Annotated in this window: 27 protein-coding genes; 10 read left to right on the top strand and 17 right to left on the bottom strand. The window is 62.1% G+C overall.

Annotated features, from left to right (window positions below; all coding sequences use genetic code 11):
• Positions 1 to 2: 2 nt before the first annotated feature.
• From NKJ64_RS12905 to NKJ64_RS12890, 4 genes are read right to left on the bottom strand one after another with little or no spacing between them, the layout of a single operon-like run.
• Positions 3 to 806 carry a sugar phosphate nucleotidyltransferase gene (locus tag NKJ64_RS12905; RefSeq protein WP_023712232.1) on the bottom strand — a complete coding sequence of 268 codons (804 nt, stop codon included), beginning with the start codon at positions 804 to 806 and terminating at the stop codon, positions 3 to 5.
• A complete protein-coding gene (locus tag NKJ64_RS12900) occupies positions 806 to 1,906 on the bottom strand; it encodes a CgeB family protein (protein WP_023687793.1) in 1,101 nt (366 codons plus the stop codon). Before NKJ64_RS12900 ends, NKJ64_RS12905 begins: the two co-directional genes overlap by 1 nt.
• A 14-nt stretch (positions 1,907 to 1,920) precedes the next feature.
• On the bottom strand, positions 1,921 to 2,517 hold the full coding sequence (locus tag NKJ64_RS12895; protein ID WP_023667978.1) for a histidine phosphatase family protein: 597 nt from the start codon (positions 2,515 to 2,517) through the stop codon (positions 1,921 to 1,923).
• Positions 2,514 to 3,617 (bottom strand): inositol-3-phosphate synthase, encoded by a 1,104-nt coding sequence (locus tag NKJ64_RS12890; protein WP_023681094.1) that lies wholly within the window; start codon positions 3,615 to 3,617, stop codon positions 2,514 to 2,516. Before NKJ64_RS12890 ends, NKJ64_RS12895 begins: the two co-directional genes overlap by 4 nt.
• Positions 3,618 to 3,702: 85 nt before the next feature.
• Here NKJ64_RS12890 and NKJ64_RS12885 point away from each other — a divergent pair, with 85 nt between their 5' ends.
• Positions 3,703 to 5,517 (top strand): hypothetical protein, encoded by a 1,815-nt coding sequence (locus NKJ64_RS12885; protein ID WP_352462707.1) that lies wholly within the window; start codon positions 3,703 to 3,705, stop codon positions 5,515 to 5,517.
• Between the two features lie 8 nt (positions 5,518 to 5,525).
• Here NKJ64_RS12885 and NKJ64_RS12880 read toward each other — a convergent pair whose 3' ends face one another.
• The 9 genes from NKJ64_RS12880 to NKJ64_RS12840 form a co-directional block, all read right to left on the bottom strand.
• Entirely contained in the window at positions 5,526 to 5,711 is a 186-nt protein-coding gene (locus tag NKJ64_RS12880; protein ID WP_023667982.1) for a hypothetical protein, read from the bottom strand.
• Positions 5,712 to 5,805: 94 nt separating this feature from the next.
• The gene (locus NKJ64_RS12875) at positions 5,806 to 6,846 is read right to left on the bottom strand and encodes a UDP-glucuronic acid decarboxylase family protein (protein ID WP_023681096.1); all 1,041 of its coding nucleotides are present in this window, start codon (positions 6,844 to 6,846) and stop codon (positions 5,806 to 5,808) included.
• 23 nt (positions 6,847 to 6,869) lie between these two features.
• The gene (locus tag NKJ64_RS12870; protein WP_023681097.1) at positions 6,870 to 7,973 is read right to left on the bottom strand and encodes a CgeB family protein; all 1,104 of its coding nucleotides are present in this window, start codon (positions 7,971 to 7,973) and stop codon (positions 6,870 to 6,872) included.
• Positions 7,970 to 9,064 carry a CgeB family protein gene (locus tag NKJ64_RS12865; RefSeq protein ID WP_023667985.1) on the bottom strand — a complete coding sequence of 365 codons (1,095 nt, stop codon included), beginning with the start codon at positions 9,062 to 9,064 and terminating at the stop codon, positions 7,970 to 7,972. The genes NKJ64_RS12870 and NKJ64_RS12865 overlap by 4 nt, the downstream gene beginning before the upstream one ends.
• The gene (locus NKJ64_RS12860) at positions 9,061 to 10,191 is read right to left on the bottom strand and encodes a CgeB family protein (RefSeq protein ID WP_023681098.1); all 1,131 of its coding nucleotides are present in this window, start codon (positions 10,189 to 10,191) and stop codon (positions 9,061 to 9,063) included. The genes NKJ64_RS12865 and NKJ64_RS12860 overlap by 4 nt, the downstream gene beginning before the upstream one ends.
• A gap of 2 nt (positions 10,192 to 10,193) precedes the next feature.
• Positions 10,194 to 11,294 (bottom strand): glycosyltransferase family 4 protein, encoded by a 1,101-nt coding sequence (locus tag NKJ64_RS12855; protein ID WP_352462705.1) that lies wholly within the window; start codon positions 11,292 to 11,294, stop codon positions 10,194 to 10,196.
• Positions 11,279 to 12,571, bottom strand: a complete 1,293-nt coding sequence (locus NKJ64_RS12850) for a TIGR04295 family B12-binding domain-containing radical SAM protein (protein ID WP_023725527.1) — start codon at positions 12,569 to 12,571, stop codon at positions 11,279 to 11,281. The genes NKJ64_RS12855 and NKJ64_RS12850 overlap by 16 nt, the downstream gene beginning before the upstream one ends.
• Positions 12,568 to 13,641, bottom strand: coding sequence for a GDP-mannose 4,6-dehydratase (locus NKJ64_RS12845; protein WP_023696367.1), 1,074 nt, complete (start codon positions 13,639 to 13,641; stop codon positions 12,568 to 12,570). The genes NKJ64_RS12850 and NKJ64_RS12845 overlap by 4 nt, the downstream gene beginning before the upstream one ends.
• Positions 13,638 to 14,744: an NAD-dependent epimerase/dehydratase family protein gene (locus NKJ64_RS12840; protein ID WP_023681102.1), complete on the bottom strand. Its 1,107-nt coding sequence runs from the start codon at positions 14,742 to 14,744 to the stop codon at positions 13,638 to 13,640. Before NKJ64_RS12840 ends, NKJ64_RS12845 begins: the two co-directional genes overlap by 4 nt.
• 217 nt (positions 14,745 to 14,961) lie before the next feature.
• Here NKJ64_RS12840 and NKJ64_RS12835 point away from each other — a divergent pair, with 217 nt between their 5' ends.
• Positions 14,962 to 15,237, top strand: a complete 276-nt coding sequence (locus NKJ64_RS12835; RefSeq protein WP_023667991.1) for a hypothetical protein — start codon at positions 14,962 to 14,964, stop codon at positions 15,235 to 15,237.
• Between the two features lie 215 nt (positions 15,238 to 15,452).
• On the opposite strand, the gene NKJ64_RS12830 is transcribed toward NKJ64_RS12835, so the two are convergent.
• The 4 genes from NKJ64_RS12830 to NKJ64_RS12815 all read right to left on the bottom strand — a co-directional run bounded on the left by NKJ64_RS12830 (position 15,453) and on the right by NKJ64_RS12815 (position 18,780).
• Positions 15,453 to 15,779 (bottom strand): low affinity iron permease family protein, encoded by a 327-nt coding sequence (locus NKJ64_RS12830; protein WP_023681103.1) that lies wholly within the window; start codon positions 15,777 to 15,779, stop codon positions 15,453 to 15,455.
• A 110-nt stretch (positions 15,780 to 15,889) separates the two neighbouring features.
• A complete protein-coding gene (locus NKJ64_RS12825; RefSeq protein ID WP_023687798.1) occupies positions 15,890 to 16,372 on the bottom strand; it encodes a DUF2269 family protein in 483 nt (160 codons plus the stop codon).
• On the bottom strand, positions 16,372 to 17,658 hold the full coding sequence (locus NKJ64_RS12820; RefSeq protein WP_023725526.1) for an SDR family oxidoreductase: 1,287 nt from the start codon (positions 17,656 to 17,658) through the stop codon (positions 16,372 to 16,374). The genes NKJ64_RS12825 and NKJ64_RS12820 overlap by 1 nt, the downstream gene beginning before the upstream one ends.
• Before the next feature lie 165 nt (positions 17,659 to 17,823).
• Positions 17,824 to 18,780 carry an NAD(P)/FAD-dependent oxidoreductase gene (locus tag NKJ64_RS12815; protein WP_031196940.1) on the bottom strand — a complete coding sequence of 319 codons (957 nt, stop codon included), beginning with the start codon at positions 18,778 to 18,780 and terminating at the stop codon, positions 17,824 to 17,826.
• A gap of 188 nt (positions 18,781 to 18,968) precedes the next feature.
• Here NKJ64_RS12815 and NKJ64_RS12810 point away from each other — a divergent pair, with 188 nt between their 5' ends.
• From NKJ64_RS12810 to NKJ64_RS12775, 8 genes are all read left to right on the top strand, one after another.
• The gene (locus tag NKJ64_RS12810) at positions 18,969 to 19,310 is read left to right on the top strand and encodes a DUF768 domain-containing protein (RefSeq protein ID WP_023696361.1); all 342 of its coding nucleotides are present in this window, start codon (positions 18,969 to 18,971) and stop codon (positions 19,308 to 19,310) included.
• Between the two features lie 369 nt (positions 19,311 to 19,679).
• Positions 19,680 to 20,501, top strand: coding sequence for an ABC transporter substrate-binding protein (locus NKJ64_RS12805; protein ID WP_352462733.1), 822 nt, complete (start codon positions 19,680 to 19,682; stop codon positions 20,499 to 20,501).
• Positions 20,395 to 21,279: an ABC transporter permease gene (locus NKJ64_RS12800; RefSeq protein WP_352462702.1), complete on the top strand. Its 885-nt coding sequence runs from the start codon at positions 20,395 to 20,397 to the stop codon at positions 21,277 to 21,279. Before NKJ64_RS12805 ends, NKJ64_RS12800 begins: the two co-directional genes overlap by 107 nt.
• Positions 21,279 to 21,950, top strand: a complete 672-nt coding sequence (locus NKJ64_RS12795) for an ABC transporter ATP-binding protein (protein ID WP_352462700.1) — start codon at positions 21,279 to 21,281, stop codon at positions 21,948 to 21,950. The genes NKJ64_RS12800 and NKJ64_RS12795 overlap by 1 nt, the downstream gene beginning before the upstream one ends.
• On the top strand, positions 21,947 to 23,122 hold the full coding sequence (locus NKJ64_RS12790; RefSeq protein WP_352462698.1) for a lanthanide ABC transporter ABC transporter substrate-binding protein PedA1: 1,176 nt from the start codon (positions 21,947 to 21,949) through the stop codon (positions 23,120 to 23,122). The genes NKJ64_RS12795 and NKJ64_RS12790 overlap by 4 nt, the downstream gene beginning before the upstream one ends.
• The gene (locus NKJ64_RS12785) at positions 23,110 to 24,072 is read left to right on the top strand and encodes a PQQ-dependent catabolism-associated beta-propeller protein (protein ID WP_352462696.1); all 963 of its coding nucleotides are present in this window, start codon (positions 23,110 to 23,112) and stop codon (positions 24,070 to 24,072) included. Before NKJ64_RS12790 ends, NKJ64_RS12785 begins: the two co-directional genes overlap by 13 nt.
• Positions 24,069 to 24,794 (top strand): lanthanide ABC transporter ATP-binding protein PedB/LutE, encoded by a 726-nt coding sequence (locus NKJ64_RS12780; protein ID WP_352462694.1) that lies wholly within the window; start codon positions 24,069 to 24,071, stop codon positions 24,792 to 24,794. The genes NKJ64_RS12785 and NKJ64_RS12780 overlap by 4 nt, the downstream gene beginning before the upstream one ends.
• A complete protein-coding gene (locus tag NKJ64_RS12775; RefSeq protein WP_023681112.1) occupies positions 24,791 to 25,597 on the top strand; it encodes a lanthanide ABC transporter permease protein PedC in 807 nt (268 codons plus the stop codon). Before NKJ64_RS12780 ends, NKJ64_RS12775 begins: the two co-directional genes overlap by 4 nt.

The following is a 25,597-nucleotide window of genomic DNA, read 5'->3' as shown; positions in this document are numbered from 1 at the left end:
GCTCAGGCTCCTTCGCCAGGAACGACGGGTACATGCGACTGCGCGCCGGGCATGATCATGGTGGGCCGGCGGTGCGCGGATGGGGCGTCGTTTTCAAGCAACCGCAGCGCTGTGCGATAGCCGTTGAAAGTGCCGACATCGACATAGTCCGACCCAGCCCTGACACCAAAAGCTGTACCGCCGGCCGCAATATAGGCGTTGACCAAAGTGCCGATATATTCGTCACTGCGCTCCCGCTCACGCCAGAGTCCCGCAAGCTGATGCAGGATATGGCCCGGCATCTTGAACGCACCCCAAACCCAGTTCGTGGCGGCATCCTGCCGCTTGACCTGGATTTCGATCACGCGCTCGTGGACGTCGGTGACGACGGCGTCGAAGAATTCCGGCTGATCCACCGGGAAAAGCAGAAATGAGAGCTGATCGTCGGGCAAATGGCGGAAACCGTCCTCGGGAAACCAGATCGTATCGGGAAGGCCGACCAGGACGACCTCGTCGGGCGCGACGAGGGGCGCCGCCCGGAAGATCGCATCGCACAGACCGACGGGGTTCGGCTGCACCACGAAGAGAGCCGCCGCGTCACCGTAGCCGGCGGCGTAGTATTCAAGGATGTCGGATTTACCCGATCCGATGATGAAGCAAATCTTGTCGACGCCGGCCTGCACCATGCGCCGTACCAGATACTCGCTCACGGCGCAGGGACGCTCGGTCTGTCCATCGATCCGGCTACCGACCGGCAGCAGCTCTTTCGAGAAGCCGAGCGGCTGAATGCGGCTGCCGCGCCCGGCAGCGGGTACGATGCCCAACATCAGACCGCTTCCCTCATCGGTTCGCCGGGAGATCTTTGAAAGGCATCGTTCAGGATGCGATCCAGTTCCGCCGCGCGCCGTGCGGAAGTGTGTTCGCCCAAGACCCGGTCGCGGGCACGCCTTCGAATGCCGTCGAGCTCGCACTCCGGCAATTGCAATGCGGCGACCACATCATCGGTGTCATGCGCCAACAATATTTCGCGGCCGGGTTCGAAAAATTCGGCTAGGCCCGGCCATGCATCGGTGACGATGGCAGCCCCACACGCGGCCGCTTCGAAGAGCCGTCCCGACGGGCACCAGCCCTTTTGCGCCATCGCCTCCCGGGTGACGTTCAGTGTCAGGCGAGATGATGAGAAGAAAGCCGGATGGTCGGCTGGCGGAAGATGCCTGACAAAGAAGATGTTGTCGCTCCATGGGAATTCCTGCGGATATTGCGCGCCGCCAATGATGAAGCGGTGGTCAGGCAGGCGCGCGGCCGGGCGGACCAGCAGCTTTTCGACGCCGGCCTGGCGATCCGCCGCGTAAGTTCCGAGATAGGACAGATCACCGGCGAATTCGGCCCGCTTCTCTGCCGGCCGGTGTTGGTCGGGATCGACATGCCCATAGAGAGGTACCACGTGACGCGCGCCTAAAACCGACTTAAGCGCCTCGATCGCCGAGCCGCCGGTGTAACTCAAAACGAGGTCGAAATCGGCAAGACCCTCAGGTCCGAAATAGGGCGGACGCTCGCCTTGCTCGATGCGGGCAAGCGTGACCGGAGTGTCGAGATCGTAGAAGACACGCAATCCGCGACCTGTCTGCTGCGCCAGCCGCGAGGCCTCCACGGCGTCGGCACAGTAGGAAGTGACGACGACGACATCCGCTTGCTTCATTGCCCGCTCCGCAACGCGACGGATGTCTTCCCAGTCCGGATAAATGACGACGTTGCCGCCATCGAGCCGATCGAGATCACGCGTCCCGGCATAGTAGGGGGTATCGCGTTCGAAGAAGGTGATGGACCATCCCAGCCGACCCAGGGCGCGGATCAGTCCCCGCCAGAGCGTGGCATGGCCGTTGCCCCATGATGATGTAACGGTGAGACCGAAAATGACCATCTGCATCCGGAAAGTCCTCGTCAGGCAGCTTCGTTCATTCGCAGGAGCTTGGAGCCCCAGTCACCCGACACGATCGTCGTGATCGAGGCTGGATCGATGTCGAAGCGGAAGCAGTCGCCGACCGGCAAGCCAAGCACCTTGCAGACGGCGGCTTTGATCACGTCGGCGTGGCTGACCAGGGCGACACACTGATTCGGATGCCGCTCGCGCACTGCGTTCATCAGTGCGACGATCCGCTCCTGGACATCCAGCATGGTCTCGCCGCTCGGTGTCCTGGCCTCCTGCCGCTGGTCGTTCCACGCCCGCCAACCGGCATCGCCATTCAACTCGTCGAAGGTCTTTCCCGACCAATCGCCGAAATCGATCTCGTCGAGTTCGGCGCAGATCGCGATTTCACCGACGCCGCAGGCAAGCGCGATCGGCACGGCCGTCTCTTGCGTACGCTCACGCGGGCTGCACAAGATGGCTTCAATCGGCTCCCGGGCCATGCGGCCACCAAGATGCGCGGCCTGCGCCTTCCCAGCCTCGCCAAGGCAAACGCCATCCATCCGTCCTGCAAGATAGGAGCCGACATTGTCGTGCGCTGCATGACGGATCAAAAAGAACGTTGTCGTCATTCCGCGGCATCCAGCAAAGGCTCGTCCTTGCCGGCGATGAAGGCGAGCGTGCGCTGCCGCGCTTCGGCGTCGGTGAACTGTTCGGGAGGCGACTTCATGAAATAGCTGCAGGGACCGGTCAGTGCTCCCGCTATGCCGCGATCGAGCGCAAGCTTGGCGCAGCGTATCGCATCGATCACCACGCCGGCTGAATTTGGAGAATCCCAGACTTCCAGCTTGAGCTCGGCGTTGAGCGGCACGCCGCCGAAGGTCGTCCCTTCCACTCGGATATAGGCCCATTTGCGATCAGTCAGCCACGGTACGTGGTCGCTGGGTCCGACATGAATATTGCCCGGCTCCAGGGGAACATCGAACTGGCTGGCCACGGACTGGGTCTTGGAAATTTTCTTTGATTCCAGCCGCTCGCGTTCCAGCATGTTGAGGAAGTCGGTGTTGCCGCCGAAATTCAGCTGATAAGTGCGATCGATGCGCACGCCGCGCTCGCGGAAGAGATTGGCCAGCAGGCGGTGAACGATGGTCGCCCCGACCTGGCTCTTGATATCATCGCCGACCAGCGGCAGCCCTCGCTGCTCGAAGCGCCGGCGCCATTCCGGACGTGAGGCGATGAAAACGGGTATGCAGTTGACGAAGGCGCAGCCGGCCTCAAGCGCGCATTCGGCGTAGAAGCGCGTCGCCTCCTCGGAGCCCACCGGCAGGTAAGAGACCAGCACGTCGGCGCCGCTGTTGCGCAGGATTTCGCTGACGTCGGCAACCGGCTCCGGCGCCTCCTCGATTTCGTCGCGCAAGTATTTTCCGATGCCGTCAAGTGTCGGTCCGCGCTCGACGCGAACGCCGTTTGCCGCCGCATCGGCAAAGCGGAACGTGTTGTTCGGGGCGGCGTAGATTGCTTCAGCGACGTCGAGGCCAACCTTGCTCCTGGCGACGTCGAATGCGCAGACAATCTCGATGTCGTCGACATGGTAACCGCCGAGGTCGGCATGCATCAGCCCTGGGATTGGTTCGTTGCTTTTTGCGTGACGATAATAGGAGAGGCCCTGCACCAGGGAGGATGCGCAATTGCCGACCCCGACGATACCGACACGAACCTTTTTCGATCCCACGAAACTGCCGCCCTATGCTGTTCAAAGGTAAGTTCCTGCAGCCGAACCACCAGCGTGCCGGAATGTTCCTTGGCATGCCGAAAAATTGCGCAAGACAGCATGGATCGAAGCAGCGCTCGCTGCGTTGCCGCAAGGCGAAGCATTGGAAAACCGATCGATGATTGTTTACGGCGACCAGAAGCGGAGGCAGAGCGCAGAACGGCTTCGCGATGCTGCGAGCGAAATTGCTCAAAGTCTGGACCGCATGGCTCATGGCGTCCGACGCCATGCCGCGTTGGTCGGCCTATTCATCAGCGTATCGGAACTGGTTCGCGCGCTTGCCGATGTCGATTTCGAGAACAGGGGCATCGACATCTTTTCGCCGCGGCAACAGCAAGGCGCCAGATTGCTGGTTGGTCTTGCGGCAGAGGTGGCGAAGTCGTGGCGAAGCGGTTTCGCCGTGGGCGGTGGCATCGAGCCGGGACTTCTCCAACTGCTGGACGGGTTGGATTGCGAGGCTGAGGTTCTGACCGGTTCTGCCGAGGGTTACGCGCATTACGCGCTTTATCCCGAAAGCTATTTCGGAGCGGCGCAGGAGTCAGGTCTCGATGCGAACACATGCGTGATCGGCATCCGCAGCATCGGCCTGGGGCTTGCCGCCATAGTGGCTGCCGCGATTGGCGCGCCGGCGCCGTTCAGCGTTCGTCCGGTCGGCCATCCTTTCCGCAGGCACATCAATGCCGATCCGCGCTCGATCGCTTCCTGGAAGAACAATCCATCGGCACGCTTCGCCGTTGTAGACGAAGGTCCCGGTCTGTCCGGCAGTTCGATGCACGCCGTCGTCGCGTGGCTGCGGGAACTGGGTATTGGTATGGACCGCATTCACCTGTTTCCCAGCCATCCTGGCGACCCGGGCATCGAAGCGTCACGGGAGGCCAGGGAGACATGGTCGCGCTGTCCGAAACATGTGGCGACGGCGCTCGAATGCACCTTCCCCGAAAGCTCGAACATTCCCACGCTTAGCGAATGGGTGGCCGAGGCGGTCGGCAGCCCCGAATTACGCCTGACCGAACTGTCTGGTGGCGAATGGAGGAGCGTCCACTACGTCGACGAAAAGCATTGGCCGCCGAGCCCGCGCGGCATCGAGCGGCGTAAATTCCTGGCGTCCGCGGGGTGTGGTCGCTGGCTCGTCAAATTCGCCGGCCTCGGCGAAACCGGACGGCGTAAGAGACGAGCCGCGGAAATGTTGGGGAAAGCCGGGTTCGGATCGCAAGTGGTCGGGCTTTGCCACGGCTTTCTGGTCGAACGGTGGATTGACGGCACCACGATGGACCAGGCGCCGCTGCCAAGAGGAAGGCTGGTCGCGGAGTTGGCGCGCTATCTAACCTGGCGGGCGCTCAATCTCCGAACCTGCGAACCGGGTGCATCATTGCTCGCACTCACGGAAATGGCTGTTTCCAATACATCTGAAGCTCTGGGCGAGAACCGAGCGGCGACGTTGCGCGGCTGGCTCTCGAAAAAAACCCCTGCGCATGTTCTGCAGCCGGTGGAAATCGACGGAAAGCTTCACGCGTGGGAGTTTCTCGTTTGTGCCGACGGCTCGGTGGTCAAGACAGATGCCGTCGACCATTGCCGGGCACACGATTTGATTGGCTGCCAGCCGATAGAGTGGGACATTGCCGGCGCCCGTGTCGAATATGGACTGTCCGACAGCGATGTGACGACATTGGTCGAGGGGATGGGGCTCGATATTGACAATGGCCACATCGATTTTTTCGAACCCTGCTATTTGGCGTTCCAAATCGGGCTCTGGAGCACGGCTGCGCAATCCGAAAATGGCCAGGAAAAAGCAAGGCTGGCCGCGACCGGAGACCGATACAGGGCGGGGCTGATACGATTCCTGGACGAATCTCAGGTGTAGCGTTTCGATCAATCCAGCCTTCGTAGCATGTCTGCTTCCTGCTCGAGAATAGCGGCCACTTCCTCGCGCTGCAGATGCGTCATCATCAGGCTGACGCAGCACTCGAGATAGGTGATCGAGGAGCGCCGCAGATAGGCAGCCGCCTCGCGTTCGGCAATCTTGTCGACATCCTTCGCGGGTCGCTTGGGTTGCATGAGGATGATCCTCCGTATCGGGTCCCTCCCGCCAAACTACAAGGTTGGATGGATGTTCCGAACGATCTCCGGGCAGGTCCGGCCGCGGCCCGCGTCATGCAGGAAGGTTCTGCAGCCCGCCTGCGGGTCTCCTTTTGGCAAGGCCTGTCATCTGATCGCCGATGCCGGTGCCTTCGAGCGCCGCGAAATAATCGATCGTCAGCTTGAGCCCTTCGTTGAGCGGCACTCTCGGCGACCAGCCGAGCAGCGTTTTCGCACGCGAAATATCAGGCTGCCTGCGCCGAGGATCGTCTTGCGGCAGGGGCAGAAATTTCAGATCCGACTTGGTGCCGGTCATCGCCTTCACCAATGCCGCCAGTCGCACGATGGTGAATTCTCCGGGATTGCCCAGATTGACCGGCTTGCCCGGATTGGGGTCGATGTTCATCAGGCGCATCAATCCATCAATCAAGTCGGAGACATAGCAGAAGGATCGCGTCTGCTGGCCGTCGCCGAATATCGTCAGCGGACGCTTCTCGAGCGCCTGCATGATCAAATTCGAGACGATGCGACCGTCGGCCGGATCCATTCTCGGACCGTAGGTGTTGAAGATGCGCGCGACGCGGACGTCGGCCTTGCCGGCCCTTAGATAGTCGAAGCAAAGCGTTTCGGCGGTGCGCTTGCCCTCGTCGTAGCAGGCGCGTGGGCCGGTGCAGTTCACATGGCCGACATAATCCTCCCTTTGCGGGTGTTGTTCCGGATCGCCATACACTTCGCTCGTCGAGGCCTGCAGCAGTCGCGCGTCATTGCGGACAGCGAGTTCGAGCAGGTTGAGGGTTCCGATCACGCAGGTACGCGTGGTGTGTATCGGGTCGGCCTGATAACGCGGCGGTGAGGCGGCGCAGGCCAGGTTGAAGATGTGATCCACGGGCTCGCCGAGATCCAATGGCCGGCAGATGTCCTGCTCGATCAACCGGAAACCCGGCCGGTCCATGATCGAGATGATGTTTTCCATGCGCCCGGTCAGAAAATTGTCGACGCAGATCACGCGCCAGCCGTTGCGGAGCAATACTTCGCAAAGATGCGAACCGAGGAAACCCGCGCCGCCGGCAACAAGCACCGTCTTTGCCCTGTGCGCCTTTCTTGTCTGTCGCATCGCTGTTTTCTCCTGTCTGCCGTTCATGCTGCACTTCCAATGTCGAGATCGAGGGCCGTCGCCGTTGGTTGGGTCAGCGCCGCCACGAATTCGCGAGCCCTGGCCCCACCGGTGTGGGAAGCGAGGACGAGTTTGCGAGCCCGGCCGGCCATGGCCAGGCGTGCGCGCTCGGACTCGCCAACGAGGATATCGATGACTTCGTCCGTCTCCGCGGCGGTGTGGATCGCCGATGCGGGAAAGAAGCTGTCGAGCCCTGGCCAGTGGTCGCTGACGATGGGCGTGCCGCAAGCCGCCGCTTCGAACAGGCGCACGCTGGGCGACCATCCTGCGGTGATCATGGAACTGCGTGTGACATTCAGCGTGTAGCGCTGACGGCTATAGAACGCGGCGTGATCGGCTGGCGGCAAATGTTCGATGCGTTCGACATTGTCCGGCCAGATGATGTCGGATGGATATTGGGAGCCGGCCACGACGAAACGGAGGTTCGGCATATGCCGTGCGGGCTCGAGCAGCAGAGCGTTCAGCGTTGTCTGCCGGTCCATGCTGTAGGTGCCGAGATAGCCGAGATCCCAGCGGATCGGATCTCCTGTCGGGTGATGCCGTTCTGGATCGACCGAACAATAGAGAGGTTCGGCATGACGCGCGCCGAAGTCTTGCGCCAGATGGTTGAGCGTTGGTCCGCCAGTGAAGGAGAAATAGACATCGAAATACGGAATTTGCCGCGAACTCAGATAATCGCAATCGTCGGCTGAAAGCTTGGCCAGGGTCACCGGGGTGTCGATGTCGTAAAAGCAGAGCTGCCCCTTGCAAAGCGAGGCGACGATGTCGATGACCTGGCGTCCTTCTGGAACAAAGGATCCGATGACGATGATGTCGGCCTGCTCCAGGCACTGTGCGTAGTCGCGTTGCAGCTCCGCAGTGGTTTCGTAGTAGCGCAAGGCGCAGAACTCCGGATCGCGCAGATCGCGGTGATTGGCGTACCAGGGCACGTTGCGCTCCAGAAAAGTCACCCGGTGACCGAGTCCGTGCAAGCCTTTCAAAAGACCCCGGAAAGTCGTGGCGTGGCCGTTTCCCCAGGATGAGGACAGCGACAGGCCGAGAAAGACGATGTCCAGTTTCTTGGTCATTCCGCTGCCTCCACGGCCCCGTGCTCGAAATGACGTTTGAAGACGGCATCCGCCACATCCGCCCGAAGCGCGTAGGTATGGTCCGCCAGCACGCGGTGAAGTGCGGCTTGGCCGATTGCCTTGGCCCGCCCGGGGGTCAGCGAGCGCATTATTTCGGCGACATCGCCGCCGTCACGCGCGACCAGGATCTCCTCGCCTGGTTTCAGGAACAGTTCCACGCCCAGCCATGCATCCGTGATGAGACAGGCGCCCGCGCCGGCCGCCTCGAACACTCGCGTGGCCGGTGAAAAACCGTTGGCGGCCATGCTGTCGCGGCTGATGTTCAACACGGCTTTTGGGGTGACATTGAAGGCGTTGTGATCGCGGGTGCCGACATGGCCGAGCCAGCCTACATTGGTGGGGAGCGGCTTGTCGCCCCAACCCGAGCCTCCGAGCAGGAAACGCTGTTTCGGCAGCTGGCTGGCGGGATCGAGGAAAAACGATTCGACACGCGCTTCACGGTCCGGCAGCCGGTTTCCGAGGAACGCCAGGTCGCAGGCAAAACGCGCTTTGCTGGCGACCGGATGGTGCGTTTCGGGATCGAGCGCATTGTAGATGGGCACGCACTCCTTGGCGCCCATGGCACGATAGGCCCAGACAACGGGATCGCCGCCACCATAGGTCAGCACGAGGTCGATCTCCTGCAGTGCACGATGGAGCGGGTGGTCCGGCTCGTCGCGCAACTGGGCAAGCGTGGCTGGCGCATCCACGTCCCAGAATACGACAAGCGCGTCGCTGCGGGCGTGGTCGAGAACGGCGCGAAGCAGCGCCTCGTCTTCGAAACCGACGCCACTCGCCTTGACGACGATGTCGGCGCCGGCGGCACGTGCCGCGACCTGCATCAGCGCATGCTGGGTCGCCTCATAAACGACGACAGTGCACCAGTCGGGAGCTTCGATGTCGCGGTTCTTCTGCCGGTCGTAGACATCGGGTTCGTAGAACGTGATCTCGTAACCCAATTGCGAAAGTGCCTTGAGCAAACCGCGATAGTACGTCGCGGCACCGTTCCAGTAGGACGACAAAAGGCTCGATCCATAGAATGCGATCTTCATGCGACGGCTTCCTTTGCGGCTGTCGGGACGGCGGTGTGTCGGTTCGCGCATTGCGTGAGCACGCCGAGCAACTCGTCGACGCGGTGGCGGCAGGTGTGCCGCGAGCGGATGGTCTCGAGACCCGAGGTCACCAGGGAGGCCGCAAAGTCCTCGTCGGACAACACCGTCCGAAGCTGTTGCCGCATTTGCGAGCCATTCTCGGCAAACAGGAAGTCGACACCGGGCCTGAAAAGCTGCTCGACATCGGACCATGGCGCTGAAATCAGCGGAATGCCGCAGGCGAGTGCCTCGAACATGCGGATCGTCGGGATTCCGGGCAACCTCTCGCGATAGGGGCGCCGTGGAACGTGAACGGTGACACGATGCGCGGCGAAGGCCTTCGGCACGTCGGCATTGGCGATCCACCCCTCATAGCGCAGTCCTGCGGTGGCCAGATCCGCAAGTGCGGTCTTGGGGTAGCGTACGCCGTGAACAGCGGCATCAAGGCCGAGATCGTGCACCGGCTCGATCAGAAACTCCTTGAGTTCGGCGGTCCGCTCATCATCGCCCCAGTTGCCGATCCAGACCAGATCGGAGGTGGGGTGGATCTCCGGGTGCGGCTTGAACAGGCGATCGTCCGCCGCTTCATGCCAAGTGAAGACGCGCTTGCCCCAGCCGGCGCGCAGATAGCTCTCGCGCAAGGTTTCGCCAAAGGCGAGAACGCCGTCATAGTGCTCCAGCCGGAGCGCCGAGAGTGCCTCGGTCGCAGACACGGCCCGGTGGTGGGTGTCGTGAAAAAGAAGGATGAAGTTGCCGCCGGCGGCCCGGGCACGGCCAATACGTGCGACAAGCTCCGGATCCGTCCACTCATGAACGATCACAACGTCGGCCTCGGCAATCCAGGCTTCGTGATCAAATCCGGCGTCGTAGGTCACCGGCATCAGTTCGGGAAAATCCTTGCGGAAGCGTTCGATGGCGAACGACCCCTTCTCAGCCAGCAGATTCGACCGGCTCCAGCCATTCGCCGGCTCCAGCGCAATAGTCTGATGCCGGCGCTGGACCAGCTCTCGCATGACGCCGCGCAGGAAATGGGCATTGCCATGGTTCCAGTCGGAAACGACCGAGTGGGTGTAAAACACAAAGCGCATGATCAGCGCTCCGCCATCGCTAAGGCCGCTTTGTCGTAGACGCCGCGCATAGCCGCTGTCTGCTTTGTCAGCCTAAACCTGCGGCTGCGTCGGATGGCTGCCTGGCCAAGCTCTCGCCGGAGCTCGGCATCGCTGGAGAGACGGTTGAGGCAGGCAGCGAGATCGTGCGGATCGCGCGCGTCAAAGAATATCGCGGCCCCGTCCCATAGTTCGCGATAGGTGGCGATATCGGAAAGCACCAGGGGCGTAGCCGACATGGCGGCTTCCAGCGCGGCCAGGCCGAATGGCTCGTAGAGCGATGGCGATACGAAAATACCCGCGCGAGCCATCAACGAACGCACCTCATCGGACGGCACTGCTCCCAGAGGAACAGCATGGCTGAAGCTGACATGCTCGCCGTTTGGGCCGTTCGTCGAACCGGCGGCAAACAGAGGCCATCGCGTCAGGGACGCCGCCTGATCGACCACCGCCGCATTTTTGCCCTCGTCCCACCAGCGGGCAGCGGCGAAGACGAGCGGTTGATGCTTTTCGGCCTTCGGCAGAGGACGGGCACCATTTGTGACCACACTCAAGCGCGCGATCGGGCCGTAGCAGGTCTCTAGCATGTCGGCATGGCTGCGGCTCGGCGCGATGACCGCGTCGGCCCGATCCATGCCGCGTCTGTTGCGCTCCTTCTGCCAGGCCCATGCCCCATCCGCCGCCTGTCCTCTGACCGCATGGAACCAGGTCGTCACGCAGGAATGGGAGACCACCACGACCGGGCATGGCGCGTCGAATCCCGCCGCCTGCGAAGGCGCGTTGAAATGGACAAGGTCGATGGCGTGGTCGCGCATGGGCGCATGCAACTCCCGCGGCAGCGCGTCGAGATCACCGCCGTTGCGGGTCATCCAATCCGGCGGCGTGTTCAGCCAGATCAGCTTCGCGAAAGCCTCCGCCTCGTCGGCCTGCTGGCTGGACGGTGGCGGACCGAGGCCGGCAAGCACCACGCTATCGCCGCCGTTGACAAGTTCCCTGGCCAGGTCGAGCGCATAGCGCCACACGCCGCCCACGGCGTCGACCGTCATCAGGATGCGCCGCGAGCGCGGCGTCAGTGTCCGCAACATGTCGCCTCCAGTTCCGCCAGCGGACGCGGGCGCCTTTCCTGGATGTCGCTGAACTTCTGGAATGATGCGAGATAGTGATCATGGGCGCGCTCCCAGGCGAGGTCGTCGGGTTCGCCCCAAAGCTCGCGATAGCTTGGCGAACTCGGATATGGATAAAGCGGTACGGGTTCATTGGCCCACACGCCGTTGTCGATCAGGTGCGTTCGCCAGTAGTCCACAAGGGCAGGGTCATCCTCGACGACGCCGATCAGATTGGCCTGTACGAACGGAACGTGACGCCTGGCATTGACGAGCAGCGCGGCAAGTTCCTCGGTACCCAGCCGGCAGCGTTTCGCCAGCATCGCACGACCTTCCACGGTCAGGCTTTCGAGGCCGGCCTCGATGGAGACACAGCCAGCCGCACCGAGCAGTTCCAGCAGCTCGGGCTTCCAAAGGTCGATGCGGGTCTGCACACCGAACTTCACGTCGCGATGGATCAACGCTTCCAGCAGCGCTTTTTGCGGCAGGAAGATTTCATCGATGAAATAAATGTAGCCGACCCCCTGGGCAATCAGCCCATCGATTTCCGCTATGACAGCCTCGTGGTTTCGGCGGCGATAGGCATCGCGGAAATCGATCTTGGCGCAGAAGCTGCAATTGTAGGGGCAGCCGCGCGATGCTTCGACCTCCGCGCCGAACCCAACCTGCTTGTCATCGAACCTGTGATGGTGATGCGAATGGGCTGCGATCCAGTCTGATGGCCATTGGAGTGGCGGATGATCGACAAACGAGCTGGCGTGGACGCCGCCGTTCAAAACCACCTTGGCGTCGCGCAGGTAAGCGGTCGAGGGGACCGCGCTCCAGTCGTCGCGCCGGGCAAGTTCCGCGACGATTTCCTCGCATTCGCCGCGCACAACAATGTCGACGCCAAGCTTGCGCAAGGTTGGCGCGGGCGTAGCCGAGCCATGCGGCCCGACCGCGACTGTGCGTCCACCGCGCCCGGCGAGACGGTTGAGGAAATCGGCCGGCACGCGCAACTCGGGTGGTGCGCAGCGCCAGAACAGATAAGTCGGGGCGGTACTGACGACCGTCATTGCAGGCGCGAAATCAGCCACACGCTCGGAGAGGTCCGAGTTGTCGAGCTTCTGCAATTGCCCATCCAGCATCAACACCTCATGGCCGGCTGTTTCGAGGAGGGATTTCGAATAGCCGAGTTCCAGCGGGAGATGTGGTTGGCGGCAGCCGAAATAGATGCTGTCGTCATAGGTCCAGAACGGGTTTACCAGGGCGATTTTCATGCGACGTACCTCACGACTTCGGGGCGAGGCTGGAGCCGGTGTTGTTGCAGCCAGTCTGCGAGATCGCGAATGCCTTCGCGCCATGAAACACGAGCTTTCCAGCCAAGCATCGCTTTGATCTTGCGGGTGTCGGCGACGAAGAAGGGCTGATCGCCGGTGCGTTCGTCATCATGGCGGATCGAAAGCTCATGGCCGGTCAAGCTACGGATCTCGCTCAACAGCATGCGCAGGCTGATCGCATTATCGGGGCCGCCGCCAAGATTGAATGCCTGGCCTTTGGTCGTCTCGATACGATCGAGCGTGGCCCTGTAGGCGGCGACCGCATCGGAGACATGCAGTATATCGCGCACTTGTCTGCCGTCGCCGTAAATGGTGATTGGACGTCCCGTCAGCGCACTCAGCAGGAAGTGCGCGACCCAGCCTTGATCCTCGGTTCCGAACTGGCGCGGCCCGTAGATGCAGCTCATCCGCAGCACCGCCGTGGGCATGCCGTAGGATTTGGCATAGTCGAGCACATATTGGTCCGCCGCGCCTTTGGAGCAGCCATAGGGCGTGCAGAAATCCAGGCCGTGGGTCTCGTCGATGCCATTCGCTTGGATGATGCCGTCGCAAGGCAGGTAACGATCGCCGTCCTCGCGCACCGCGACGTCGGGCAGGCTGCCATAGACCTTGTTGGTGCTGGCGAAGACCACCGGAACAAACTCACTGCTCAGCCGCGCCGCCTCGAGGACATTGAACGTTCCTCGAAGGTTGATGTCGAAATCCTCGTCCGGTTGGACCAGGCTCGTTGTGACGGCGGTTTGCGCGGCCAGGTGGAAGATCGCCTTGGAACTCTTCAGAACGGGCGCAAGCGCGTTGGCGTCGCGCACGTCAATCGTTTCGACCATGAGGCGGCTTCCGTGTTTCTGCGCCAGCCATTCAAGGTTCTGTTCGACGCCGGGGCGGCTGAGATTGTCGATCACCAGCACCGGCTCGCCATCCGACAACAGGCTGTCGGCCAGGTTCGATCCTATGAAGCCGCTGCCGCCGACAATGGCGACGGGCGCGTCGCGTCGATTGCGCGTATTCATGACACCAGCCCACGTTCTTCAAGCTCGCGTTTCATGTCGGCGCCGCGGTCGATGGCGGACGAGTTGCGCACCCAGGAAACGAAATCGGCGAGCGAATTCTCCAGTTGTTGCCTCGGCTCGAAACCGAGCAGCTCACGGGCCTTGGAAATATCGGCGAAGCAGTTGCGGATATCCCCGGAGCGCGCCTTGCCGAGCAACTCTGGCGAGCGGTCCGGCGTTCCCATGGCCTCGGCAAGTACCCGCGCGACGTCGCTGATAGCATAGGCTCGGCCGCTGCCGATGTTGATGACGTGACCCCTTGCCTGGCGTTGCTGCAGCGCAAGACGAAAGGCGCGGGCGACGTCATCCACATGGACGAAATCGCGTTTCTGTTCGCCATCCTCGAAGATCATTGGACGTTGGCCGTTGGCGAGACGCGAAGCAAAATTGGCCAACACGCCGGTATAGGGGTTCGATAACGCCTGGCCGGCGCCGAAGACGTTGAACAGGCGCAGCGCGACCGCATCGATGCCATAGGCTTCGCCGAAGATCAGCACGGCGCGTTCCTGGGCGTATTTCGTCAGTGCATAGATAGAGGCGAGATCGACCGGCTTTTCCTCGTCCGTCGGCAGGGGGGAGAGGGGTTCGCCTTCCGGCGACAGCGGATTCCACTGTCCGTTTTTGATGTCGCTCGCCTTGCGCCGGGCATTGTCGATGCGCCGGCCGTCCGATGTAGCATAGAGGCCCTCGCCATAGACACTCATCGATGAGGCGACGACAATGCGCTCGACCGGGTGTTTGATCAGCGCCTCAAGCAGCGTCGCGGTGCCGAGATCGTTGGTGCCGACATAGCGCGCGATCTCGTACATCGACTGTCCGACGCCGACTTCCGCGGCTAGATGAATGACCGCGTCAACGCCTTCCAGCGCCTTGGCGACCGCCTCCCGGTCCCGAATGTCGCCCTTGATCAGCTCGGCCCCGGCGGGAAGGGCGACTGTTTCGCCTGCGTGCACCTGCTCCAGCAGCACATCCAAAATGCGAACCGAATAATCCTGCTCGATGAGTTCCTGGGCGACATGCCGGCCGATGAAGCCGCAGCCCCCTGTAACCAATATCCGTTTCACGACCACTCCTCAGACAGGTAATCTTGGCGACCCGAACTTTTCGGCAAAAGGTTTGTTCCCTTGGCTTCAACAAAGTTCCTTTGGCCGGCTTCGTTCGGAAGCAGCCACATCGCGCTCGCCGCGCCGTGCCGGAACATTGCCGCCCTTGTGCTGTTAGGACGCCGGCAGCCCCGACGATGCCCGATGTTGGCAACGCCGATGATCAAAGGAGATTTCAATGTCCCAGTCGCAAACGACCACCAATCACGACGAAATCCGCAAATGGGCGGAGGAGCGGGATGGACGGCCGGCAGTGGTTCGCACCAAAGGCGCGGGCGGCATCCTGCGGATCGACTTCGGCAAACCCGAGGAAGCATTCGAGCCGGTCGAATGGGATGAGTTCTTCCGCATATTCGACGAGAACGATCTGGCCTTTCTTTACCAGTCCAAGACTGGTGACGGACAAACCAGCCGTTTCAACAAGTTCGTCGAGCGCAACCAGAAGGGCGAATGACGCACTTCGAGCCGGCCGATTTGCCTGACCTGGTTCTCGGGCAAATTTTTCTGGATGCGGTGGAACAATAGGGGCTCCGATCCTTCCGTCGCTGAACCACAGCCGCAGCAAGGATCGAAGGCCTTGGCCCTGAGCGCAGGAGGCGGCGGGGCTGGATAGGCGTCAAAAGCCGGAAACCCGCTACTCGTCCTGCCGTGAAACCAAAACGCCGCTCATCAGTCGTCCTGCTGCCTGCGGTGGCGGTGTTTTTCGATTTCCTCGGGCTCTTCATCGTCGATCCGCGTGATGTTCGAGGCATTGTGGTCTGATCGCAGGATCTCATCCAGTTTGGCGTGAATGGCCTGAGTGTCGCGGTGCTCGGCACGCTGGATGAACAGCGTCATGGCCCACGTAAACAAGGTAGCCGCTCCATGCCAGTCCAGGGTCTGTCGCTCGAAGATCATCCAAAGGATTGCGTAGACCAACAGGATCAGGAATGCCGCGGGGCGGGAGGTTAATGTGCCGATTGAGGTAAGCACGCCGGTGACGGGATGATTGGCCATGCGAAAGAACTCGCGGCAGTGACCGTGGTTCCCGACCGCAGTGCATCGCGCCGGCACGAGCCAGCTAGGCGCGACGGATGAATTCACGGCGCAGTGCTTGCCGATCGCAGCTACAACGATGACCACTCGATTGCCGGGCGCGCAATCATCAGCCAGAAAATGGCGAGCACGGCGCCGAAAGCTGGGAAGCCGAAGACAAACCAGCGTCTGAACAGCTGATGGTAGCGCTCGGGAGGAGGTTGGTTGGAGAGTGCGGCCTGTGTGGCTAGATTTCGCATCTCGATCTGCATCCACACGACAGGCAGCCAGAACAGGCCCGTTAAGATGTAGAGCAGGATCGAGAGAACGATCCATCCTTCGGACAGCGAATACCCCGCAACCCTAGCGAGGCCCAGTCCGGTCAGAGGTTGTGCGACAACGGCCGTAGCCGTGAACAGGAAATCAGCCAGCACGACAATTCGGGCGATGGCTGCGATCGTCGCGGCATTCCCGGTCCGGTGTGCCAAAAGCATGAAAAAAGCAATGCCGGCACCAGTTCCGAGCAGCACAGCAGCGCCGATCACGTGCAGGTATTTAAGCACGAAGTACATCATCAGCGTTCCTCCAGAATGGCCAGCGCTGCAAAATGCAGAACGAGGATCGGGAGGATTTTGATCAGCGGCCCGAGTGGCTCAAGCCAAAGATCCGGCCGCAGAATGCTCCCAGCGGTCGCATAGAAAAGCGATACCGCGATTGCGCCGAAAAGACCAAGCCGGCTGGTTGGGCGCCAGGCGACAAGCGCCCCGACGGCGATGTCAGCCAGCGCGCCGGCGACTACCGCCGGTTCGGCCAAGGGGCCGGCAGCAGTGCCAATCAGCAAGTCAACTCCGCTGCGCCAGCCGGCGGTGAGGGAAATGATGCCGGTCATGATCCAGAAGAGCGGCAAGACGACAAAGAGCGCCGGCTTGACGAAGTAAAGACCGGCGAACCATCGCTCCTGCACGGTCGCAGGATTTAGACGCAGTGCAGATGTAAGACCTGATGGTTGAATGCCGGTCGCCGTCATCCACGGCTGGGGATCGCCGACAGCGCCACGGGCAATCTCTTTTGCTGCATTGCTGCGCATGGGCGGGCGCCAGCCCAGCTGAGCCGCGGCATCCCCGAACCTGTACAAGATAGCTGCGGCCCAATTCGGCAAGATGAACTCCCGAGCACTGCTCCATCCGAACCAGCGGCGATAGCGACCCACGACCTCGCTCATCGAAAGTGCCTCGGGCCCAGCCAGGTCCAGCGTGAGGTGCGATGGGCTGCCGGGTTTGAGGAAGAACAGGACGGTGGAGATGACGTCATCGAGTTGGACGACTTGGAGATGGCCCGTGTCGGGCATCAACGGCAAGAGCGGCAACGCCGCGAGGCCGCGAAACAGTGCACTTGCGCCGAAGGCCGGCCTTCCCAGCACTACGGAGGGGCGCAGGATGACCCAGCTAAGGCTACGTGCCATCAGTGCTTCATCGCCGGCGAGCTTGCTGGCGGAAAAGGCGGACGGCTGCTGGCGATCGACCCCGATGGCAGAAAAGTGAATCACCTTGTTCACACCTGCTTGCTCACACGCGGTGAAGAGAGCCGAGGCGCCGGTAGAATGGACATGCCGGGTGTTTTCCCGGGCACTATCCTGGAGGACGCCGGCACAGTTTACGACGGCGTCCACACCGGCGAGATAGGGGATCCAATCCTGAGGTCGCAAGGCCCGCGCCATATCCCGGGAAACGGTTTGGATCTCCGGGTGGACGCCAGTGTCTGCGTGGTGAAGCACGCGGACCACTTCATGACTCTCGCCGGCCAGGCGCGCGCAAAGCGCGGCTCCAATCAGACCTGACGCGCCGGTGACGAGAATTTTCATTCCTTCCTCCAGCCGTTCGCCAGCGCGTGCCCGTCCATCAACCCAGCGGCTGCGCCTGGGAGAACTCTAGCAAAGCCGAAGCCGGTAGTCTCACGCCGGGTGGAACAGGTTCCGGGCATCAACGCAGCCAAAGGTGAGCCGGTACGGTGCGTTCGCATCTGCAGGTCAACTTCGCCGGAAGTTCGTCGCCGGCTCGGCGCAATCGCGGAGGTCGTTATGAATGTGAGTTGCAGCCTTGGCGGCGTCTCCGAACGCAACAGCAATTTGATTGAGCCCCTCGGCCACGTCGCCAATGGCATAGAGTCCTGGCGTTGAAGTCTCAAGGTGTCGGTTGACCAGGACATAGCCTTCTGCGTCACAGTTAGCCCCCAGAGCAACCGCGAGTTCGGAGCGTACGTCGCTGCCCATCGAAGGGTACACCACATCGATGTTGCGCATCGGGGCGCCCTCGGCCATGACGACATCGAACCCGGTTCGTCGAGGGATCAGGTCATCGACCGCGTCCCAGATTTCAACTCCGCCTGCCAAGGCGGCGCCGCGGGCAGCTTCGGAAACATCATCCTGGTTATTGGCGAGCAAGGCGACCTGACTGCCATATCCCTTCAGGAACAGAGCCTCCCTGACGGCGAGATGCTCCGGACCAACAACGCCGATGCGGCTACCCCGGGCCTCATATGCATCGCAAACCGGGCACAGTCTGACAATGCCGGTTGCGATCGCCTCCTCCAGTCTTTCAATGGGAGGTGCCTTGTCCACAATGCCCGTTGCCAGAATCACGCGCCTTGCTTGGACAATCCCGCAGGTGGTCGTCAGAACAAAAAACCCCTCGCGTTTTTCGGCGTGGCCTACGCAACCATGGACAAGGCTCGCGCCGTATAGCTGTGCCTGGGCTCGTAGGCGGCCGAGCAGTTCTTCCCCGCTGATGCCGTCGGGGAAGCCGGGACAGTTGCGGGATTTTGGGATGAGCTTGGCACGCGCATGCCCCGCGTCGAGCGAGATCACCGAACGCAGAAACCTGGCTAAATACATGGCTGCAGCGAGCCCCGCGGGGCCGCCGCCGACGATGGCAACGTCAAAAACTAGTGCGCCCGAAAAGCTTGGTTCGCCCGAAAAGCTTGGCATCGGGCCTAACTTCAACTCAACGAGCTTGTTCCACAGGGTCGAAATGGACGCAATCAGGATGCACACTGCACAATAAGAGTGAACTCCAATCGAGTCGTGAAGAGAAAGGCCACTGCCTCATCAAGCCTGCAAAAACCTCGTGGCTCCCAACGCTGTGAGTACAGCACCACTGGGAAAGTGAACGCATCATGGAACTTCGGCTCACCGTCGCGCTTAGTTTGGCGAAAGGGTGGTCTGAGATGAGCGCGACCAGAGAGTTTTTTCAAAACTGGCTACAGGAGAATGTCGGCACACTTCCTGGTCGAGAGGAAGTCAGCGTCGCGGTGCTCGCTCAGCAATTCGAGCAGGATGCCGAGGTGGCTGGTTATGGGCGTGAAGTAAGGGAGGACGAACTCGGAAACATCGAAGATGCTATCGTGCAAGCGATCGAGAACGCCGGGTCCGGGGTGCAGAGCCCGAGCTCCGAAAAGAGCGATCCGGCACCTGTAATGGACGCGTTGGAGGTCGATGATGCCAAGAGCGGACCGTAGCCCCTGACACCTTCTGCTGTTCGCCTGAACAAGCCCCCGGACTGCCGTACGAGCCGAAAAACGGACCTTAGGTGCTTTCCCGTTAGTTCCATGCACCATCGAGGAACATTCCTGCCGCCACCGCGTTAGGAAAGTTCCTTCACACCCGGTGCGCCCGTGCTGACTGCTACCCTTCCAGGCGAATGGCTGACCCGGCATGATCAGGGTCACATCTCGCGGCGGGCCGCTCTTGCGGGTATTTGTTGCTGGCTATTGGGTGCTTCCGCTGAAGCCGCGCCACAGCCATCGCCGCTCGTGCGATTTGGCGTGCTGGGATTTGGCACCGCCGCCTGGGAAGTTGACGTCATGCGGCGACATGCGTTGGACGCTGTGCACGGCGTATCAATCGAGGCTCAGCGGCTTGCCGGGACCGAAGTCGGTAAGACCGCATTGCTGGCGGGCAGCGTCGACGTCATCGTTTCGGACTGGGTGTGGGTCATGCGCCAGCGCAGCGAAGGCGCTGATCTGGTGTTCTATCCCTATTCTCGTGCCGTCGGCGCGCTGGAACTGCCGCAAGGCTCGTCCATTCGAACTCTTGCGGACCTCAAGGGCAAAAGGCTGGGGATCGCAGGTGGTCCGCTGGACAAAAGCTGGATCCTGTTGCGCGCGCTCGGCCTCCGTCAGGTGAAGCGCGATCTTGCTGAAGAGGTGGAGCCAGTGTTCGGCGCGCCGCCTTTGTTGGAGCAGGAATTTCTGGCGGGGCGACTGGATGCACTGCTGACGTTCTGGAATTTCGCCGCTCGTCTCGAGTCAGAGGGGGCAAGGCCTCTGCTCAGTGTCGCGCAAATCCTGCAGGGGCTTGGCGTATCCGTGGACTTGCCGATGCTCGGCTACGTCTTCCATGAAAGCTGGGCGCGGGCCAACCCGATAGCCCTCGCGCGATTCACGAGCGCGACCGCGGCAGCGAAGTCGCTGCTCGAGTCTTCGGACGACGAATGGCGGGTGCTCGCGCCCCAATTGGGCACGGACGATCCTCACCTACAGGCGGCGTTACGCGCCGCCTATCGAGCCGGAATCCCTCGTCGGTTCGGCAAAGACGAACGTGATGGCGCGGCCCGGTTGTTTGGAATCCTGGCCGAATTGGGCGGCGAGGATCTGGTCGGCAAGGCGACGAGCCTCGATCCTGGTGTCTTCCGGGCCATACCGGCTTGAGCTCGCGCCAATGACCGATGTCCCAGCGTTCCCCATCATAATGCAGCGTTCGCAATCCACTGCGGCATTGCTGACCATGGTGCTCGTCTGGCAGATTGCATCATCGATCGCCGCCGATCGCCTGTTTCCTGGTCCGGTCCAGGTTGTTTCGGTTCTCCTGCACGAAGTGGTTCGGGGCGAGCTGCCATACCATTTGGGCATCTCGCTTGCGCGCGTCGTGGCAAGCCTCGGGTCGGCAATCGTCATCGGCGCGGCCCTTGGCTACGCGGCAGGCCGCTCGCACAGAGCCGACATATGGATGAGGCCTTGGATCGTGTTACTCCTCAACATGCCGGCGCTGATCACGGTCATTCTAATTTATATCTGGCTTGGTCTTGCCGAGACTGCGCTTGTCCTTGCGGTCGCGCTCAACAAGATCCCCAATGTCGTGGTGACTATTCGTGAAGGCGCCAGCCGGCTGGACAAGGACTTTGCCGAAATGGCTGAGCTCTATCGCTTCGGGCGTGCTGCAAAGCTGCGGCATGTCGTGCTGCCGCAATTGGCGCCGTTCTTTCTCGTCACCCTGCGCAGCGGGCTGGCATTGACGTGGAAGATCGTGTTGCTCGCCGAACTGCTCGGCCGCTCCAACGGCGTCGGGTTCAAGCTACAGGTCTATTTTCAGAACTTCGACGTCACCCACATCCTTGCCTATGCGATCAGCTTCGGCGTTGTGATGCTTGCCATAGAGTATGGACTGCTTGTGCCGTTGGAACGTCGTCTGTTCGCCTGGCGACGCTGATGCTGAGGATCAGGATCGAGGACAAGACTTTCCCCGGTGACGACGGCCAGCGCCGGACGATCTTTCGCGCGCTGTCGCTTGATATAGCCGACGGACAGGTCTGCGTCCTGACCGGCCCTTCCGGTGTCGGCAAGTCGACGCTGCTGTCGATCGTTTCGGGCGTCGACCGCGAATTTCGCGGCAGCGTGAGCGGACGACCGCTTCCGATAGGCATGCTGTTCCAGACACCGAGGCTGCTGCCCTGGCTCACCGCCTTGCGCAATGTAGCGCTGGCCATCCCGGATCGCGCGCCCGATGCGGCCCGGTGGCTTGCCGCTGTCGGCCTGAAAGGCAATGAGAATAGCTATCCGCAGCGACTCTCGGGCGGTATGGCGCGGCGCGTAGCGCTTGCCCGGGCGCTCGCCGTGGAGCCTGCGCTCCTGCTCCTCGACGAGCCATTCGCTTCACTCGACGAGGCGACCGCGCAAGCCATGCGCCGCCTGCTGCAGGATTGTTTCGCCAGTCGGCGGACTACCACGCTGCTGGTTACGCATGATCTCGCCTATGCCTCGTCGCTGGGGGATCGGGTTATTGTTCTGGAGGGATCGCCTGCGCGCATCGTGCGCGATGTCGCAATCTCTCGTGGCGATGAAGCGGGATCGTCGCGGTTTGGGCTGGGGGCGACACAATGAGACTGTTGCTGGGCCTTCTCTTTCTTTTGCTGATCACCGGCCCTGGCGCCACCGAGCAACAGACGATGGTGATCGGGTATATCGGCCAGGAGCGCAAACCGGCTCTGCCCCTTGGACCCCTTGATGAAACCGTCACCGATGACGGCCTGCAAGGCGCACGGCTCGGCATTGCCGACGACGAAAGCACCGGCCGGTTTCTTGGGCAGAAATTTCGGCTGGAGGAAAGAATATTGAAACCAACCGAAACGCCGGACGACGCGGTAAGACAATTCGCCGATGCCGGCATCGCCTTTGTCGTCGCCGATCTCGACGCCAGTCAGCTTCTACAGGCCAGTGCCGCGCCCGGTGCCGAGCAGATGACGTTGCTCAACAGCCGGGCGCCGGACGACGTGCTTCGCCAACAGGACTGCCGTCGGAACGTGCTGCACACGATCCCGAGCCGCGCCATGCTCGCCGACGGGCTGGCGCAATATCTCGCCTGGAAGCGCTGGCAGCGTTGGTTCCTGCTTGTGGGGCCGCATTCGCAGGATCAGGCGATGGCGGCGGCCTTTCGACGGGCGGCGGCTCGCTTCGGAGCCGAGATCACGATCGACCAGCCGTGGACATTCAGGCCCGCCAACGGACGTGCCGATACAGGGCATGTCACGCTGCAGACCGAAATACCCGCGGTCACGCAGGTCAGCGACTATGATGTGCTCGTGGTCGCCGACGAGGCGGATGAATTCGGCGCCTATCTGGAGGGCCGCACCGCGCTGCCGAGAATCGTCGCCGGCACGCAAGGGCTGGTCGCCACAGGCTGGAGCGCTGTCAGCGAGGAATGGGGCGCCACGCAACTGCAGGACCGTTTCCACAGGCAGGCAGGGCGCTGGATGTTGCCCAGCGACTACGCGGCCTGGCTCGCTGTGCGCAGTATCGGCGAAGCGGCGACGCGCCTGCACAGTCTCGATCCCGCGGCAATCGGCAGATATATACGCGGCGACGCGTTTCTTCTCGCTGGCTTCAAGGGGCAGGGGCTTAGTTTCCGTCCCTGGGACGGACAGATGCGCCAGCCCATTTTGATTGCCGGGCCTCGCCTCTTGATTTCCAGCTCACCGCAACCGGGCTTCCTGCATCAGCGCACGCCGCTCGACACGCTGGGCATCGACCTGGAGGAGAGCACATGCAAGTTCTGATGACGCTGTTGTTGGCCGCGTTCGCTCTTGCTGCTCCCGCCGCCGCCGAGACCATCTACGTTTCCAATGAGCAGGATAATACGGTCGCGGTCGTCGACGGCGTGACGATGACTTTGCTGGCGACGATCGATGTCGGCCGCCGCCCGCGCGGGCTGGCGCTGTCGACCGACAACAAGATGCTTTTCGTCGCGGAAGGCGACGACAACCGCATCGACGTGGTCGACGTCGCGAAGCGGCGGGTCGTCGGCGAATTGCCTTCGGGAGCCGATCCGGAATTCTTCGCAGTCCATCCCGATGGCAAGCGGCTGTTCGTCGCCAACGAGAATGACAATCTGGTGTCGGTGGTGGACATCGCCGCGGCCAAGGTCATCGGCACCGTGGATGTCGGCGTCGAACCGGAAGGAATGGCGGCCAGCGCCGACGGCCGCTATGTCGCCTGCACTTCGGAGACCACCAGCATGGTGCATCTGATCGACGCAGGCACGCTTGAACTCGTCGACAATCTGCTGGTCGATACCCGGCCGCGCGCGGCTTTATTCTCGCCGGACGGTAAGCAATTCTGGGTGTCCTCGGAGATCCGGGGCACTGTCACCGTCTTCGACACGGCAACGCGCGCGCAGACCGGCAAAGTCGAGTTCGAGGTGCCGGGTATACGACGCGAGGGCGTGCAGGCGGTCGGCATGGGGACGTCCCGCGATGGCACGACCGTCTATGTGGCGCTCGGCCCCGCCAACAGGATTGCGGAAGTCGATGTGAAAACGCTGGCGGTCCGTCGGCTCTACCTTGTTGGTCAACGACCCTGGCACGTTGCGCTCTCCGGCGACCAGAAGCGCCTGGTCACCGCAAACGGGAATTCCGGCGATATCTCGTTTATCGATCTGGAAAACCAGGAGGTGGTGAAATCGCTGCCGGTGGGGCGGGGGCCGTGGGGCGTCGTGATCGGGCCATGAACGCCTTGTCGGTCGAGAATCTGGGTCATAGTTTCGGGAACCGGCGGGTTCTCGACGGCGTCTCTTTCTCTGTGGCCCAAGGCAGGATGTGCATCTTGCTAGGCCGCAATGGCGCCGGCAAGACGACGTTGTTCTCGCTGATCACCGGTCTTTATCACGCCCGCTCCGGCTCGGTGCATGTCTTCGACCAGGCGATGGATGTCAACCCGTCCGCCGCGTTGGCGCAGATGGGCGTCGTCTTCCAGTTGCCGACCCTCGATCTCGATCTGACGGCCGGCGAGAACCTGCGTTACCACGCGGCCTTGCATGGGCTTAGCCAGGCCTTGAGCAAGGAGCGCTCCATCCACGAACTCGGCCGGCTGGACGTGCTGGACAGGATCGACGATCCTGCCCGAGCGCTTTCCGGGGGGCAGCGTCGCCGTGTCGAGATAGCACGCGCTCTGATGCATAGCCCACGCCTTTTGCTGCTGGACGAGCCGACCACCGGGCTCGACGTGCCGGGCCGCCGCGCGCTCGAGCGGCACATGCGGGAGCTTTGCCGCCAGCGCGGCATTGCCGTCCTGTGGGCAACACATTTTCTGGAGGAACTAACGGCGGATGACGATGTGGTGGTGCTGCATCGAGGCACAATCCGGTGGGCCGGCCGCGCCGATCGGCTGGCTGCCGATCTCGGTGTGGCGAGCACGGGCGAGGCCTTCGCGTCGCTGACGGAGTCCGAATGAAAACGTCTCACGCGGTGCGCGCGCTCAACGGCATCCTGCGCAGGGAGATGCTGCGCACGTTGCGGCAACGCGGCCGGCTGCTCTCGGCGATGGTACGGCCGCTGGTCTGGCTGGCAATCTTTGCCGCTGGCTTCCGCTCCGTTCTCGGTCTGTCGATCACGCCACCCTACCAGACCTATGTTCTCTATGACGTGTATGTGGTGCCCGGGCTAGCGGCCATGATGCTGCTCTTCCATGCCATGGCGAGTTCGCTGGCCATGGTCTACGATCGCGAGATGGGCAGCATGCGCTTGTTGCTGACCGCACCATTGCCGCGCTGGTACCTGCTTGCGGCGCGCCTGCTGGCCAGCGTGATCGTCGGCGTGCCGCTGGTCTATTTGTTTCTGTTGATCGCGCGTTTCTGGGATGTGCGGCCGCCCGTTCTCGGCTACGTCGCGGTATTTCCGGCGCTCGTGCTGGCGGGCCTGATGCTTGGCGCGTTCGGCCTGCTTGTCTCCTCGGTTTCGACACAGATGGAGAACTTTGCCGGTGTCATGAATTTCGTCATCTTTCCGGTGTTCTTTGCCTCGACGGCGCTCTATCCGCTGTGGCGGCTTGCCGAGGCGGGACCGGTGCTGGCAACAATCGCCGCCTGGAACCCGTTCAGCTCGGCGGTCGAGCTGATACGCTTCGCGCTCTATCTGCGGTTCGATCCTGTCGCGGCGATTGTGGTCCTTGGCTGCCTCATCGCCTTCTTCCTCGCGGCGGTCATCGGCTACGATCCCGGCCGCGGCTTGTGGTCCCGGCGCGGCGGCGAGGGCTGA

It is taken from the genome of Mesorhizobium sp. M0062 (assembly GCF_040323125.1).
Classification (GTDB): domain Bacteria; phylum Pseudomonadota; class Alphaproteobacteria; order Rhizobiales; family Rhizobiaceae; genus Mesorhizobium.
The sequence above is the reverse complement of the archived record's forward strand: the minus strand, read 5'-3'. Positions and strand labels throughout refer to the sequence as shown.